Raw genomic sequence first — 15,556 nt, forward strand, 5'->3', positions numbered from 1 at the left:
GGAGAAATTTATACGTATGTATATGCTTTGATTTTACCATCTCTCGAGAGCCTGTTGTGTGAACATGCTGTCCAATACTCCTGTATTGTATTGGATACTTGTTGTCTCCAGGGTTGTTTTATGGCCGGAAGGGAGGTCTTCCATGACCACCTTGGTCTCGGTCCAGATGTTCTGGATGTTCTCCAGTTGGAGCACGGCGTAGCGTTTGACCGGGGTCTCGCCGCCGGTAAAGAAATCCACCCGCAAAGGCAGGAGCATATCCTGGGCCACCCAGGTTCGGATCGAGGTGTACTGGGAGTTTGTGCCTGTTTTGGGGCGGCTCTCCAAGATCCAGCACCGTACCTTGTTCAGGGATTCATCGCCAACAATGGTGTGTTCGGAATCATCAACAGGTCTTCGCTCCATGTCCTCGTAAGTGAAATCGGTGTTCACGAAGCTGCGGCTCTTTTGCCCAGCCACGATGCGTCGCGTTCTGTTCAGGGCTGGCAGATAGAGGAACTGGGCCGTCCCCCCTTGGCCGTCCTCGACGGCCAGAAAGCCTGTCCCCTGGATATCCGCAGGGGCCGTGAAGCGAAGCAGGGTTGAGCGTGCACCGTTTTTTTCCAGGACGGAAACGTTCAACTGGCGAACGCGCTTTTGTCCCTCAGCCGGAATGAGTTCCATGGTTTGGCGGGAGACGGAGTTGTCGCCCACGTAGCGGTCATGGACCAACTGGGCCAGTTCCTGGCCTGAAGGCTGGGCGTGGGCCGGGACGGCCGGATGTGCAAAACCCCAGATAAGGATCGAGCAGACAAGGAAATATTTCGGGATCAGGGTATGGGTATGCATGATCGGTGCTCACGGATTATTGATTGTTTCTGGTCTCCTCCATATCCAACATTTTTCAGTGATATTGTTTGAAGTGTCAATGATATGTTGGAAGAAGTGTAAAAATTTAGATGCAACAGCTGTGATCTAGATCTTTACAGTGAATTATTTCGGATAATTTCGCTAAAGTGTAAATTTTTTCGACATTAAATCGAGATATTTTTAACACTTGAAGTCAATTTTTGTGTTGCATTGCAGTGCAACATGCGGACATGAAAATGAAGATTTTATATCTGTTACATGTTGATGCAACACTTCTGCTGCGTGCAACACTTCTGTATGCTCCAGCGCCCTCCGCGAAATCCGCTTTTTGTTAATTATCCTCTTGGAATTATGTCATAAATTAAAATTAAGCAGGCTTTTCACCTCCGGGCATTGAACTTGCTCAAGGTAGACTCGACAGGCGACGGGTGACTGTCAGCCATGCCTCTGTCGAGGCTGATGGCAAATGTTCGCAGGGATATCATCGGCGCTTTTGAAGATGACGTCCGCGTTGTTCTGCGCAGCGGATACATTTCCAGATTCCTGTCGCCCGGGCGCGGTCAATTCGTTTGGGACTGGCTTCTCAGTCCCGACCAAGGCGAATTATTCAGCATACGGAGCGATCCCTTTTTCAAAAGGATCGTTCGACGGAGGAAGAATGATCAGATCTGCCGTATTCGCGATTGTGCTCATGCTCTGCGTCGGACTTGCAGGCTGCAAGGGGCATACCAGCGAATCTCTCAACGCCGAAGGGGAGGCCCTTTTCAAGCAAGGCAACTATAATGGGGCGATCGTCCATTATAAAAATGCGCTGGAGAAGGAACCCAATTTTGTAGCTGCGCGATTCAACCTCGGACTGGCTTATATCGAAACAGGCAAGATGGATCAGGCCGAGCGGGAGTTTCAGAAAGTTCTGCTGCAGAATCCCTATGACGGACGAGTCAATTTTCAGCTGGGCCGGATCGCCAATTTTCAGAACAAGCCTGCCGAGGCCGTGCCCCTGATCATGGCCTATCTGAAGGATCATCCGGATGATGCCGCCGCCCTGGAGCAATTGGCCATTTCGGCCACGATCTCCGGAGATCCCGCCAGCGCTCGGGAGCATCTGGAAAGGGCCCTGGCCGTCGAGCCCGGCCGGATTTCGGCCAAGTTGGGCCTGGTTCAGATTTTCATGGTTCAGGGAGACAGGGGCGCAGCCCGCTCGATGCTCGAAGAATTGCTGGTCCAGGAACCCGACAACCGGACGGCTTTGCACGCATTGGCGCAGCTTGAGACCCAGGAGAAGGATCCCGAAGCCATGCTCGATGTGTACTCCCGCATCTCCTCCATTTATCCCTCCGATCTTTTTGCCCGCTACAAGGAAGGCAGCCTTCTCATGAACAGGGGTGAAGGGGAGAAGGTCAAGGCGTCGGCCGAAGCCATGCTGAGAGATTACCCCGACAACGCCGAAGGGCACCGGCTCATGGGGCTGTATCTCTTCCGCGAAGGCAAATTCGACGAGGCCGCGACGTACCTCGGCAAATCCCTGCGCATCAAACCTGATCTGGAAACGTACTACCTGTTGGGTCTTGTCTATTACAACCTCGATAATCTGGAACTGGCGGTGACCCAATTCCAGACCGTGCTCGATTACAGTCCCGGCTTCGTGCAGGCGAGGATCATGCAAGGCGAGATCTTTCTGCGTCAGGGGCGTGGACCGGAGGCGATGGTCGTGGCTGAAAAGCTGATCAGCGGGAGCCCGGATGATTTTCGCGGCCATGTTCTCAAGGGCGATGCCCTGATGATTCAGGGGAAGGCCCATGAAGCGCTGACCGAACTCGAACTGGCGATCGGATTGGCGCCATCCCATTATGGATTGCTGCTTAAAACGGGACTGCTCAAGCTCTCCCTGGGGGATTCTCGCGGAGAGGACGATTTGATGAGTGCGATAAAGATTTCGCCCGAGGGCGTTGATGCGCGCATGGCTCTGCACTCGTATTATTTCAGAAATGGCCGGACGGACGAGGCTTTGGCCGTGCTGAGCGAAGGCCTGAACGGGAGCAGGAACGACGCTGTGCTCTACAACTCCCTGGCCAAGGCTTCGCTGGGGCGCAAGGACGCCGAGGGGGCCGAGGAGTATCTGGCCAAGGCACGGGCCGCGGATCCGGCTTTCCTCCAGACCTATTATCACGGCGCCATTGCCAAGCTTTTCCGGAACAAGCCCGATGAGGCCATTACGCAGTATGACTTGGCTCTGGGTTATGCTCCGGACGATTTGCGCGCCCTCATTGCCTCGGCGGCGGTCCTTGAGAAACAGGGGAAGTTCGACGAGGCCCGGGTTCGACTGGAAAAAGCACGCGCCACGAAGGACACCGGGGCGATCCTCATGCTTTCGAGTTTTCTGCAACGAAACGGAAAAAGCGACGAGGCCCTGGCGGTTCTGGACGAGGAACGAACGCAGCAACCCAAGAACATGGTCCTTGTCCAGGGCATGGCCAAGCTGCATGTCGCACGCAAGGAGATGGACAAAGCCATGGCCTTGTACGGCCAGCTTGAACAGATCGACCCCTATGCCGGGACTGTGGAGCGGATGAGGGCGTGGATGGCTGCCGGAGATCTGGACAAAGCCGAGGAAAGTGCTCGGCGCCTGATGCAGTTGAAGCCGGACGAGGCTCAGGCCTGCCTGCCGTTGGCGAATATTCTCGGGTTGCGCAAGGACCGGACGGAGGCAGAGAACTTGCTGGTCAAGGCATGGGCGCTGGAACCCTTGAACGGTCAGATCGGCGTCGTGCTGGGCGAGTTTCAACTGCGTGGCCGGGAGGCAAAGAAGGCGATTGCCACCTTCGATCAGGTTTTGGCGCAATTCCCCACCAACGTTCATGCCCTGACCGGGAAGGGCATGGCTCTGCAGATGCTGGGCAGGAATGACGAAGCAGCCAGGATGTATCTCCAGGCCGTTCAGGCCCGGCACAACCATGTCCCCGCCTTGAACAATCTGGCGATGATCTGGGCTGATGACGAGACGAAAAGTGTTCAGGCCGTGAATTTGGCCATGGCGGCCTTTGTTCTCGCAAGCAATGACCCCGCCATTCTCGACACTCTCGGCTACGCCCTGATCCGCAACAAACGCCCGGAGGAGGCTCTGGGTGTATTCGCGCGGGCCTTGCTTCTTGCCCCGGGCAATCCCGGGATCCTCTATCATCAGGGCTTGGCCCAGGCCGAACTGGGCCGAACAAGCGAGGCCAGAGCAACCCTTGGAGTGGCTCTGGCCGAGACCGATTTCGCGGAACGCGAGGACGCCGAAAAACTACTGCGCACCTTGAGCGGGAAGTAGGGAGGAAGCATGTCACCATTGATATTTCGCAATCTTGCCCATGATATCGTCTGGGCGTTGCTGGCCCTGAGTGCGTCTCTGGCCATTCTGGCGCCGTCCGTCTCGTCGCTGTCCGGGGACTTCGAATTCGTTCGGGGAGCCAGCAGCGTTCTGGTCATCACGATCCTGCCCTCAGTCGCGGTATGGTCGGTATTCTGGTTCACGGGTCGCCGGCCGAGAGCGCCGAAGGCCTTGTATTATCAGGCCGTGGCGACCTCGCTGAGCATGGCAGCGCTTTATGTCGTGGACATGTCGTCGGGTGTGCTCGGTAGCGAAATCCGCCTTGTCGCGCTGGGGCTTGGCGTCTTTGCCGGGCTCAAGTCCGCCGAATTCCTGTTCGCCAAGTATCGCCGGGTCATCCCCGGAGTGCTCAAGCGCGTGCTTATCGTCGGGGACGGCCCTCTGGCCGAGCAGATGGAGGAGTTCATGCTCGCCAACCGGGAGAGTTATGTCATGCTGGGCAGGGTCAGCTGTACGTCGGAGGTGTTTCCCCCGACAGAAGGCAAGGCAGGGCACGAAACGGCTCCGGACAGGATCGGCAGGTTGTTGCGTCTGGCTCAGAATTTCGGGGCTGACAAGGTCGTGGTCGCCCTGGCCGAGCGGCGGGGCTTCTTTCCGGTGGAGGAACTCCTCAACTGCAAGATGGCGGGGATCGAGGTAATGGACGCCCCCTCCTTCTACGAAAGCGCGACGCACAAGCTGCTGATCGAAAATATTTCGCCCAGCTGGTTCATATTCAGCCACGGTTTCAAGGTGAACTGGATGCTGCGTCTGTGCAAGCGCGTCTTCGACCTGATTGCCGCCAGCGTCGGTCTGATCTGCCTGTCGCCGCTGCTGCCGCTCATCGCCCTCGCCATCAAGCTGGATTCCCCCGGTCCCATACTTTTCCGGCAGGTCCGGGTCGGCCGGGGCGACAATCCCTTTGTACTCATGAAGTTCCGCACCATGCGCGAGAATGCCGAAGCAGGGATCGGGGCCGTCTGGTCCCAGAAGGACGATCCGCGCATAACGAAGGTTGGCAACTTCCTGCGTCGTTCCCGTCTGGACGAGATTCCGCAGTTGCTCAACATCCTCAAGGGCGACATGAGCCTGGTCGGTCCCAGGCCGGAACGCCCTGAGTTCGTAAGCGAATTGAAGAAAGTGATTCCGTACTATTCAGAGCGCCATTACGTTAAGCCTGGGCTGACAGGGTGGGCACAGGTGCTATATTCATATGGTTCTACCATAGAAGATGCAATCGAAAAGCTTCGATATGATATGTATTATATAAAAAATATATCAATAATTCTTGATTTATACATTGTAATAAAAACATTCAAAGTCGTATTGCTTGGAAAAGGGAGGTAGAAATGTTGTCTGATACCGGAGTTGTATCCATTGTTTGGAAAAAATGTTTCATGATCAATGTTGCTGTGCTTATTTTCGCTACGCTACTTCTTGGCGGGACAGGGTTTGCGGAGGAGTACGTCATCGGCGCTGGAGACAGCGTGCATGTCTTCGTGTGGGGTGAGCCGGACCTGACGGTTCCCGCCCTCGTACGTCCCGACGGCCGTATCTCCCTCCCCGGAGCCGGAGAGATCATGGCCGAGGGCTTGACCCCCGTAGCCCTGCAAAAGGAGATCGCCAACCGACTCTCGGCCCTGGTCAAGGAACCGATGGTCACGGTGTCCATGGTCGGCATCGAGAACAGCAAAGTTTACATCATCGGCGGAGGCGTTGTCACGGGCGTTTATCCCCTGAAACAGAAGACTTCGCTCCTGCATCTTTTGGCGGGTATGGATCTGGCCCGGGCCGACCTGCATGGAGCACATGTCATGCGCGACGGAGTCCGGATGGACAGGGATTTCGACCTTCTGCTGCGCAACGGGGACTTGAAGCAGGACCTTGTCCTCCGCAACAACGACGTCATCGTCTTTCCGGCCCTGCCTGAACCGTATGTCTATGTCGTCGGTGCCGTGAACACGCCCCAGGCGTTGCCTTACACTGATGGAATGACGGTGCTCGATGCTCTGCTGGCCTGTGGCGGATTCAACAAATTCGCCAAGAAGAACGACACGGTCGTGGTCCGGCGGGAGAACGGCGCGGAGAAGCGGATCGAAGTACGGGCCCAGGATCTGGCCGAGGGCCGCGATTTGTCGCAAAACGTGGTCTTGCACCGCGGAGACTACATCATTGCCGCGGAAAGCTTTTTTTAGGCAGCAGGAGCGGAGCCACACATGAATCATGAACTTTATCAGCAATTTGAAAGGTACGCGCGGATCTTGCTGCAGCGCAAGCGAATCGTGGTCGTCGTGGCTCTGCTGGTCATGACCATGGGTGTTGTAACCAGCTATGTCCTTCCCAGGAAGTACGAGGCGCAGTCTACGGTCTTCATCGAGCAGAGCGTTATCAGCGAACTGGTCAAGGGCATTGCCACCACGCCGTCCATGGAGGCCAAGATCAAGGTTTTGACCGTGGCCATGCTGAGCAGGGAAACGCTCTCCAAGGTTATGCGCATTCTGGATAAGGATGTTGAGTTTGATTCCGACATGGCCCGGGAGGCATACATCAAGGATTTGCGGGAGCGGATATCCATCAGGCTGGATGAAAAACGGGGGATTTTCTTCATCTCCTTTCAGGACAGCGATCCACATTATGCCCGTGATTTCGTCAACACCATCACTCAAGTCTACATCGAATCCAATACGGCCTCCAAGCGGGACGAGTCCCTGGAAGCGACCCGCTTTTTATCCGAGCAGATAGAGAGCTTCAAGAAGCGCCTCGACATCGTGGAGGAGGAGATCAACCAGTACAAAGCCGAGCATGGCCTTCAGCTGGCGACGGACGAGACCACCATCCGTTTCGAGATTGCCGATGCCCAGAGAAAGCTGGAGGCCGTTCGGGCGCGCAGGCTTGAGCTTGAGACCAAGTTGCAGCTCCTGCCTTCCGGAACGGGCCGTTCCGCGCATCTGGCCGATATGGAGCGCCAATTGGCAGCGCTTTTGACGGCCTATACGGACCAGCATCCAAAGGTGATCCGGCTGCAGGGACAGATCAGGGCGGTGAAAACCAGTCCGTCGGGCGGCATGGTTGGAAATTCGGGGGGCGCGGCCAAAACCCTGATCCAGGCTGAGATCGATGCCATCGCGCTTCAGGAAACGGCCGGGCTCGCAACCATCGATGAAAAGACAGCGCTTCTGCGCCGGATTCCCGCGCTCCGCACGGGTTTGAACGAACTCCTGCGCAAGAAGGAAAACGAGACCCTGATCTACAGCCAGCTCGTGACCCGTTACGGCCAGTCTGAAGTTTCCAAACAAATGGAAATGGAAAACAAGTCCATGAACTTTCGGGTCGTGGATCCAGCCGTCTTGCCCGACACCGCAGTCAGTCCCCAGCGTGTTTCGATCATGCTCTTGTCGGTCCTGGCTGGAATCGGAATCGGCATAGCCGTCATCATGGTGCCATATTTAATGCGCGGATCGGTTGAGAGCCTGGCTGACCTGCGGTCCCTCAACCACCGGGTGCTGGCCGTTCTGCCATCCATTCCCAAGCCGAAAGAAGAGAGATTGCGCGTGAGAGGGGATCGTATTTTCCTGTCAGGCGCAGCGCTCTATTTTCTCATGCTGGTGAGCATTGGAGTCATGGAAGCCCTGGGCAAGTCACCCATCGACGCGCTGTTTGAACGGGCGCGAGACCTTTGGTTGTAGTTTCGAAACCTGAATACGAGAGGACACTTAAAACCAATGAGCAGAATCGAGGACGCACTGGCCAAGGCGGCTGGAATGCAAGCCGGATTTTACAGCAAGGGAAACATGGCCGCAGGGCCCGGCATTGTCCGGGTACCCATGGGCGAGTCGACCAGCGTCGGCGGAGTCCGTCTGGCCGAGGAGACCATGGTGGTCATCAACGCGCCTCTGTCGCCCATGGCGGAGGAGTATCGCAAGCTTAAGGAGGCGTTGATCAAGATGACCAAGCGCGAACGTTTCGACAACCTCATTGCCGTGACCAGTTCCACCGCGGGAGAGGGCAAGAGCATGACCTCTGTCAATCTGGCCGCAAGCCTTGCTGGCGAGTACGACCATACTGTTCTGCTCGTCGATGCCGATCTGCGGCGTCCTGCCGTGCACAAGTATCTTGGTCTGGGCGCGTGCAAGGGGCTTTCGGATTGCATGCGTGAAGGCCTGGACGTGGGTGAACTGCTGGTCAAGACAGGTATCGGCAAGCTCTCGGTGCTGCCAGCGGGCACGCCCACACCCAATCCGGTGGAGCTCTTCTCTTCCGACGCCATGCGCAATCTGTTTCGGGAAATCAAGATACGATACGGGGACCGCTACATCATAGTCGACACCCCTCCGGTGCTGCCCTTTGCCGAGACGCGATCCATCGCGAGCATCGTCGACGGTGTGATTCTGGTCGTGAAGGAGGGGATGCCAAGCCTGGATCAGATCGAGGAGGCCATCGAAGCCCTGGATCAGAAGGTCTTGGGCATTGTCTACAACGGGGCGCATCTGCAGAGCAGGTCGTCCTACTATTACGCGGAGTAGCCTGTCCCGTGTACACAGCATTCTTCGGGTTGCGCGAGAAACCCTTCGATCTTCTTCCCAACCCCGACTTCCTGTATCCGAGTCGGGCTCACAAGCGGGCGCTGACCTATCTGACGCATGGGATCAAGGAGCGGGCGGGGTTCATTCTTCTGACCGGCGAAGTGGGGTCCGGCAAGACTACCCTGATCCGCAACATGATCCGGTCCCAGCTGCGGAACAGTGTTCTGGCCAAGGTGTTCAACACCCGTGTCGATTCCCTGCAGCTCTTGATGCAGATCAACGGCGATTTCGGACTGGATACAGACGGTCGGGACAAGGCCACGTTGCTGCGGGAGTTGAACGATTTTCTCATCGAACAATATGCTCAGCGCCGGCAGGCCGTGCTGATCATCGACGAGGCCCAGAATCTTTCCGCCGAGATCCTGGAAGAGGTGCGCATGCTCTCCAATCTGGAGACGGACCGGGACAAGCTTCTGCAGATCATTCTTGTCGGCCAGCCGGAGTTGCGTGAAATCCTGGCTCAGCCCGGTCTCCTGCAGTTGCGGCAGCGTATCCAGATCAACTGCCACCTGCAGCCTCTTAGCGCAGCGGAGGTCCGTGAGTACATTCTTTTCCGCCTGGAGAAGGCCGGCAACAAGACGGCCCTGGTCTTCGACGATGACGCCGTGGAGGCCATCGCCACATACAGCCGTGGCATTCCCCGGCTCGTCAACATCCTCTGCGATTACATCATGATCGATGCGTTTTCTTCCCAGACCCGGAACATAGAGGGAAGCGTGATCCACGAACTGGCAGCGGATCTTTCCTTCGAGGCTCAGTACTGGAATCCGGAGCCGCTTGAAAAACCGGAGATCGCCGCAAGGCCTGCACCGATCGAAGAGAAACGTGACGCCACTGACGTGGCCCGGAATACGGCCGCGCAAGCCAGAATCCTGAGCGTCATCGGATCCATGAACAAGCGTATCGAGGAACTGGAATTCATGCCCGTCTGGGATCATGCGGCCCTGCTCGACATGCAGGAGCGGATGGACAGGCTGGAAAACTCCCTGGAGACCAAAATCCGGGAGCTGCGATCGATGCAGCAGCAATTGCGCAGCGAAATCGTACAGCAGTTCGATCCCCTGCCGGTCAAGGTCGATGTGAAGAAACGCAACGGGGCCATGCGAAGCATCTGGAATTACCTGTGGGGGAACTGATTGCAACAGGCCTCGGGACATAACGGGCCTTTTTTATCCGCACTTCAACGTGAGACCGCACCATGAAAAACTATCTGATCGCAGCCTTTTTTCTGATGACAGCCGGGTCTCCTGCCTGGGCAGAGCCCGAGTGGCAGGCATCCTTGAGCGTGAGCGAAGAGTATAACGACAACATTAGGGAAGAGCGCCACGGCAAAGATGATTTCGTGACAACCGTCCGCCCCGGCTTGAGCTACAAACATGTAGGGGCGCGCACACTGCTGGAGACGAACTACAGCGGGGCATGGCATCATTACGCTTCCGGGAGCCGGGATCAGGAATTCAACCACAACGCCATGCTTCATGGCCTGCTGGATGCATGGGACGGGTTTTTCTTTCTGGACGTCCGCGACACCTATCGGATGGTCAACCAGGATCGCACACGCGGCGAAGCCCTGGAAGACGACTCGACTATCGACCAGCTGCAGCAGAACATCTTCACCTTTTCCCCGTTTTTCACCCCACGGTTCGGGCAGCGCGGCCAGGCCAAGGTCGGCTACGCCTACAGCAACATCTGGTATGACGAGGATGACCGGGACACCAAGAACATCCATCGGGGTTTCGTGGACGCGGAATACGAACTCTCAGGACAGACCGCCTTGCTCAGCGGCTACTCCTATACCCAGGAACTCTGGGAAGACGAGATCCTGGACCGCAACATAGCCTACCTCGGCGGCCGCTATGCCTACGCAGAAAATGGGGTGGCGTACCTGAAAGCCGGTCCCCAGCATACCCGCTATCGGAATAGCGACACCAGCTCTTCAAGCCTGTTCTGGGATGCGGGACTGGATCATGATTTCGGGGCCGTGCTCCTGCACCTGAGCACGGGAGTGTCCTTCGAGGACGATCCGGAAACGGGTGAGACCTATGAACGAAGGTTCGGCACTCTGCGGTTGAGCAAGACCTGGTCGCGAACCACGGGCAGCGTGTTCTCCACGTTGGAAGAATACGAAGACAGGAGTGATGAAGTCGGGGACGGGGAGACGGTGCGCAGAACGTTGCTGGGATTGAACCTGTCCCATGAGCTGAGCGAACGAATGACCGTCTCCATGGGCTTGATCCATGATTTTCAGAATCGTTCGGATGACGACACGCGGCGCTTGTACGCAAATATCGGGCTGAACTATGCCTTGAGCGAACGCATGAAACTCGGCTGCTGGTACCGCTTCAAGGATTCCTCGTCGGACGACGAGGAGGACGACTATGAGGTCAATCGGGTCGGAGTGCAGCTTTCAATGACCTTCTAGGCGGAGGCGATGAGCGGGACAGGATGACGATGACGGCAGAGCTTGCAGCGCGAAAGGTCTGTAACGATGAATGGGGATACATGAAAAACGCCTTGACCATCGATGTGGAAGATTATTTCCAAGTCACAGCCTTTGACGGCGTTGTGAGGCGGCAGGACTGGATGATTTATCCGTCCCGTGTCGAGAGCAACACCCGGCGGGTGCTGGACTTGCTTGATGAATTTTCCCTGTCAGGCACATTCTTCGTCCTGGGCTGGGTGGCGGAGCATTATCCAGCCGTTGTGCAGGCCATTGCAAACGGCGGTCATGAGGTGGCCTGTCATGGGTATGGCCACGAACTCGTCTACAACCTGCAGCCCCAAACCTTCCGCGTCGACGTGCGCAGGTGCAAGGCCCTGCTCGAGGATCTGATCGGGGCCCCTGTCCTTGGCTACCGGGCACCGAGCTATTCAATCACCAGCAAATCCATGTGGGCCCTGGACATCCTCATCGAGGAGGGCTTTGCCTATGATTCGAGCATCTTTCCCATTGTACACGACAACTACGGCATCCCGGGTTCCCAGCGATTTCCGTACGACATCGTTCGTCCCGGCGGCAGCATCCGCGAATTCCCCCTGACTACCCTGGCGGTGAACTTCGCGGGTCGCAGGATTGTCCTGCCCATCGCCGGGGGGGGCTATCTGCGCCTGCTCCCGGCAGGGATTGTGCTCTGGGGGATGCGCAGCATCAACAGCGCGGAGCAGCAGCCCGTGGTTCTCTATTTCCACCCTTGGGAACTGGATCCTGACCAGCCGCGGATCAAGGCCCGGCTCAGGTCCCGCTTCCGGCACTATCTCAATCTGGACACGACGGAAGACAAGGTCCGCAGTCTTCTGGGCGGGCTGCGCTTCGACACCATGGTCAAGGTCCTGGGGCTGGCCGGGAAGAACGGCGATGAAAGCGGATGCGAGGTCGGCCTGGAGGTTTCGCAGCCATGAGCGTGTGCACGGAAACCTTTCGGGGCGCAGCCGCGGACTGGGACCGCTTTGTTGCATCCATGCCTTGCGCGGCGGGGTATCACAGCCACGCCTGGCGGACCATTCTGGAGCGCAGCTTCGGGCATGAAACCCATTCTCTGGTTGCCAGGACAAACGGTGTCATGACCGGGGTTCTGCCGCTGGTCCACATGCGCAGCATCTTTGGCAATTTTTTGGTCTCCCTGCCCTTTGTGACCTACGGCGGGCTGCTCTGCCGGGATCAGGCCTCAAGCCATGCCCTGCTGGAAGCCGCCGGGGAATTGCGTTCCCGGCTGGGCGCGCATCACGTGGAGCTGCGTCACACCCAGGCCGTGAATCCGGATCTGCCCGCCCGGCGGCACAAGGTGGTCATGGTGCTTGCCCTGGATCAAAGCGAAGAGGAGATGTGGACGGGTTTCAAGGCCAAGGTCCGCAACCAGGTTCGCAAGGCGCAAAAAGCCGGTCTGGAGACGGTCTGGGGCGAGGAAGAGCTGCTGGACGAATTCTACAACGTGTTCGTGCGCAACATGAGGGATCTGGGCACCCCCGTGTACGCGCGTTCATTTTTTGCCAACATCCTGGCCGGTCTGCCTGGCGTGACGCGGTTCGTGCTGATCAGAAGGCAGGGGGAGGCCATCGCCGCCGGGTTGCTCTACTGGCATGGCCAGACTCTGGAAATTCCCTGGGCCTCGTCCATCCGGGACTACAATTCTCTTTGTCCCAACAATCTCATGTACTGGGAATCCATTCGACATGGCCTGCGTTTGGGGCTGCGCCGGTTTGATCTCGGCCGCTCATCCATCGGTTCCGGGACGTTCAGGTTCAAGGAGCAATGGGGAGCAAGGCCCGAAATATTGCAGTGGCACTACCTTCTGTCTTCGGATGCGAAGCTGCCGAACCTGAGCAACAGCAACCCCAGGTTTTCCTTGGCCATCAGACTGTGGCAACGCCTGCCCCTGGGCATGACCCGCACCCTCGGACCCCTGATCGTACGGGACATCCCATGAGCGCCCCGTACTTGCGCATGCTGCCACCGAGCGCTTCGCCGCTGCGTCCCGCCGATATCGCGGCCGGGATCAGGGCGTGGATGACTGGCCAGGGCGCGGAATCCTTGCGGCGCGAAGTGAAACGGCGGTTCGGTGCCCGGCACGTTTTTTTTGCAACCTCCGGCCGGGCCGGACTCTCGGCTTCGCTGCGGGCCATGCACAGGCTTTGTCCGCAACGGGATCAGGTGCTCCTGCCCGCCTTCACCTCCTTTTCCGTGCCTTCTGCCGTGGTCAATGCCGGGCTCAAGGTCGGACTGTACGATTTGAATCCCCGGACCCTGGCCCCGGAGATGGTCAGTCTGGAAAAGGGCATGAGTGGCCAGACCCTGTGCGTCGTGGCCTGTCATCTTTTTGGATATCCCCTGGATATGAGCGGGCTGCGCGAGCTGTGTCGCATACACGGCGCAACTCTTCTGGATGACGCAGCGCAGGCCATGGGCGCGCGGACAGGGGCAGATCTGGCCGGGACCATGGGCGATGCGGGGCTTTTCAGCCTGAGCCGGGGCAAGAACGTCACCGCCGTGGACGGCGGGATCGTCCTCACCGACCGCGACGATTTGGCAGACGCTCTTCAGGCCATGCCCGAGCTTTTTGCGGCGGGCGGAAGGGCCCGTCCCGTCCTGAGTCTGGCCCTGGCCCTGGCGCTCATGGTCATGCTTCATCCCCGGGCTTACTGGCTGCCCGCATCCCTGCCGTTTCTGGGGATCGGATCCTCGGTTTTTGACCCTGATTTTTGTCTGGAAGGTCTGGATGCGGTGCGGTCCGGCATAGGCCGAAGCGTTCTTGACCGGCTGGACGATTTGAATGCTGCCCGTCAGAGGACCGCCGCTTCCCTGCGCTCAGGGCTGCGGGAAGTGGCTGGCGTACGTGTCGTGCCGCCGGCCGACGGGACCTCTCCAGTGTATCTGCGCTTGCCGATCCTGCCGATTTCTGGTGCCTGGCCGAGGGATTTTGCGCTCAGGGCGAAGGCGCTGGGTGTGACCCGCTCCTATCCCCTGGCTCTGCATCGCATTGCGGGGCTTGCTCCGTTTCTGGCGTTCGTCGGGGAGTATCCCGGGGCCTCGTTGCTGGCCGCCAATCTCCTGACCCTGCCTACCCATGGCTACGTGCTCGGTGACGATATCGGGGCCATTGTTCGGATTTTCAAGGATCTGCCTGCGCAGAACTGCGCAGGCGTCAAGGAGGTTGCAGCATGAACGCGCTGTTCTGGTTCTCCTTGCTGACCCTTGCGTACGCCTTTGCCGGATACCCGTTGCTTGTCGCATTCTTTGGCCACAGGCGCTTGGTCGTACCACTTGGAGGCGAACCTCCGAGCATCAGTGTGCTGCTTTCGGTCTATAACGAAGAGCGTGTCATCACGGCCAAGATCCGCAATTTTCTGGAACTCGACTATCCGCAGGACCGCATCGAGCTTCTGGTGGTCTCCGATGGAAGCGACGACGCCACCGGATTCCTGGTGGAACAGTTCTCCTCCGCGCGGGTCCGTCTGTTGCGGCAGTCCGGGCGTGGGGGCAAGACCCGGGCCATCAACAGGGCCGCCACCGAGGCCACCGGAGATATTCTGGTTTTCACCGACGCGAATTCCATGTTCCGTCCGGACAGCATGCGCAAGCTGGCTGCGCCCTTTACTCGTGAAGATGTCGGCTTGGTCGGTGGGCGCAGCGTGTATGCGGACATGGACGGGTGCGAGACTCCGGGGGGGCTGTACCGACGATACGAGGAGTGGATCAAGAGCGGCGAGAGCGGACTTTTTTCCATCGTTGGCGCCGACGGCGCGATCTACGCCTTGCGCAAGGAGCTGTTTGAACCCCTGCGCCCGGAATACATCAATGACTTCCTGCATCCCATCCAGGTCGTCCTGCGTGGCAAGCGGGCCATAAGCGAGCCTTCGGCCGTGGTGGTCGAGGCGGGGGAAGAAAACGGCGGGGCGGAGCTCAGACGGCAGACACGCATCATGGCCCAGTCCTGGCTGCTTTGCCTGCGCTTCAGCGGCGATCTTTTGCAGGCTGGGCGATTCGGATTTCTGTGGCAGCTCGTCTCGCACAAGGTTTTGCGCTGGCTGACCCTGCCGTTTCTGGCTGTGCTGGTTGCGAGTGCCATCGCGGGTGGGGGAAACGGGGTTTTTCAGCTTCTCGTCCTGTCCGGCCTGGCAGGCCTGGCCCTGCTGGCATGGGCGGGATTCCGGGGACGGAAGGGCATTTCACACGCAGCGTGGATGTTTCTCATCCTGCATTGGGCCGCGTTGCTGGGACTTTTTCGGCTTGCCCAGGGCGAGAGATTCGTGACCTGGAACCCGAGGGGGAAGTAAG

At 58.2% G+C, this 15,556-nt stretch carries 12 protein-coding genes; 11 read left to right on the forward strand and 1 reads right to left on the reverse strand.

The genetic code is table 11. From position 1 onward, the window contains the following. Nucleotides 1-33: 33 nt before the first annotated feature. Complete coding sequence (locus CVU60_07900; GenBank protein PKN42133.1) at nucleotides 34-828, reverse strand: outer membrane lipoprotein-sorting protein; 795 nt, start codon at nucleotides 826-828, stop codon at nucleotides 34-36. 679 nt (nucleotides 829-1,507) lie between these two features. Here CVU60_07900 and prsT point away from each other — a divergent pair. The 11 genes from prsT (at nucleotide 1,508) to CVU60_07955 (ending at nucleotide 15,555) form a co-directional block, all read left to right on the forward strand. After that, a complete protein-coding gene (gene prsT / locus CVU60_07905; protein PKN42134.1) occupies nucleotides 1,508-4,162 on the forward strand; it encodes a PEP-CTERM system TPR-repeat protein PrsT in 2,655 nt (884 codons plus the stop codon). A 9-nt stretch (nucleotides 4,163-4,171) separates the two neighbouring features. Further along, on the forward strand, nucleotides 4,172-5,548 hold the full coding sequence (locus CVU60_07910) for a polyprenyl glycosylphosphotransferase (protein ID PKN42135.1): 1,377 nt from the start codon (nucleotides 4,172-4,174) through the stop codon (nucleotides 5,546-5,548). Nucleotides 5,549-5,550: 2 nt separating this feature from the next. Beyond that, on the forward strand, nucleotides 5,551-6,396 hold the full coding sequence (locus tag CVU60_07915; protein PKN42136.1) for a sugar ABC transporter substrate-binding protein: 846 nt from the start codon (nucleotides 5,551-5,553) through the stop codon (nucleotides 6,394-6,396). A 21-nt stretch (nucleotides 6,397-6,417) separates the two neighbouring features. Next, a complete protein-coding gene (locus CVU60_07920) occupies nucleotides 6,418-7,887 on the forward strand; it encodes a polysaccharide chain length determinant protein (protein ID PKN42137.1) in 1,470 nt (489 codons plus the stop codon). A 36-nt stretch (nucleotides 7,888-7,923) separates the two neighbouring features. Further along, complete coding sequence (locus tag CVU60_07925) at nucleotides 7,924-8,724, forward strand: polysaccharide biosynthesis protein (GenBank protein ID PKN42138.1); 801 nt, start codon at nucleotides 7,924-7,926, stop codon at nucleotides 8,722-8,724. Between the two features lie 8 nt (nucleotides 8,725-8,732). Then, complete coding sequence (locus tag CVU60_07930) at nucleotides 8,733-9,920, forward strand: ATPase (protein ID PKN42139.1); 1,188 nt, start codon at nucleotides 8,733-8,735, stop codon at nucleotides 9,918-9,920. A 62-nt stretch (nucleotides 9,921-9,982) separates the two neighbouring features. Beyond that, entirely contained in the window at nucleotides 9,983-11,206 is a 1,224-nt protein-coding gene (locus CVU60_07935; GenBank protein ID PKN42140.1) for a TIGR03016 family PEP-CTERM system-associated outer membrane protein, read from the forward strand. A gap of 80 nt (nucleotides 11,207-11,286) precedes the next feature. Further along, a complete protein-coding gene (locus tag CVU60_07940) occupies nucleotides 11,287-12,183 on the forward strand; it encodes a polysaccharide deacetylase family protein (GenBank protein PKN42282.1) in 897 nt (298 codons plus the stop codon). Next, nucleotides 12,180-13,208, forward strand: a complete 1,029-nt coding sequence (locus CVU60_07945; protein PKN42141.1) for a FemAB-like protein — start codon at nucleotides 12,180-12,182, stop codon at nucleotides 13,206-13,208. The genes CVU60_07940 and CVU60_07945 overlap by 4 nt, the downstream gene beginning before the upstream one ends. Then, complete coding sequence (locus CVU60_07950) at nucleotides 13,205-14,443, forward strand: aminotransferase (GenBank protein ID PKN42142.1); 1,239 nt, start codon at nucleotides 13,205-13,207, stop codon at nucleotides 14,441-14,443. The genes CVU60_07945 and CVU60_07950 overlap by 4 nt, the downstream gene beginning before the upstream one ends. Then, the gene (locus CVU60_07955) at nucleotides 14,440-15,555 is read left to right on the forward strand and encodes a glycosyltransferase family 2 protein (protein ID PKN42143.1); all 1,116 of its coding nucleotides are present in this window, start codon (nucleotides 14,440-14,442) and stop codon (nucleotides 15,553-15,555) included. Before CVU60_07950 ends, CVU60_07955 begins: the two co-directional genes overlap by 4 nt. Nucleotide 15,556 lies beyond the last annotated feature (1 nt).

Source organism: Deltaproteobacteria bacterium HGW-Deltaproteobacteria-18 (assembly GCA_002841885.1).
Lineage (GTDB): Bacteria > Desulfobacterota > Desulfovibrionia > Desulfovibrionales > Desulfomicrobiaceae > Desulfomicrobium.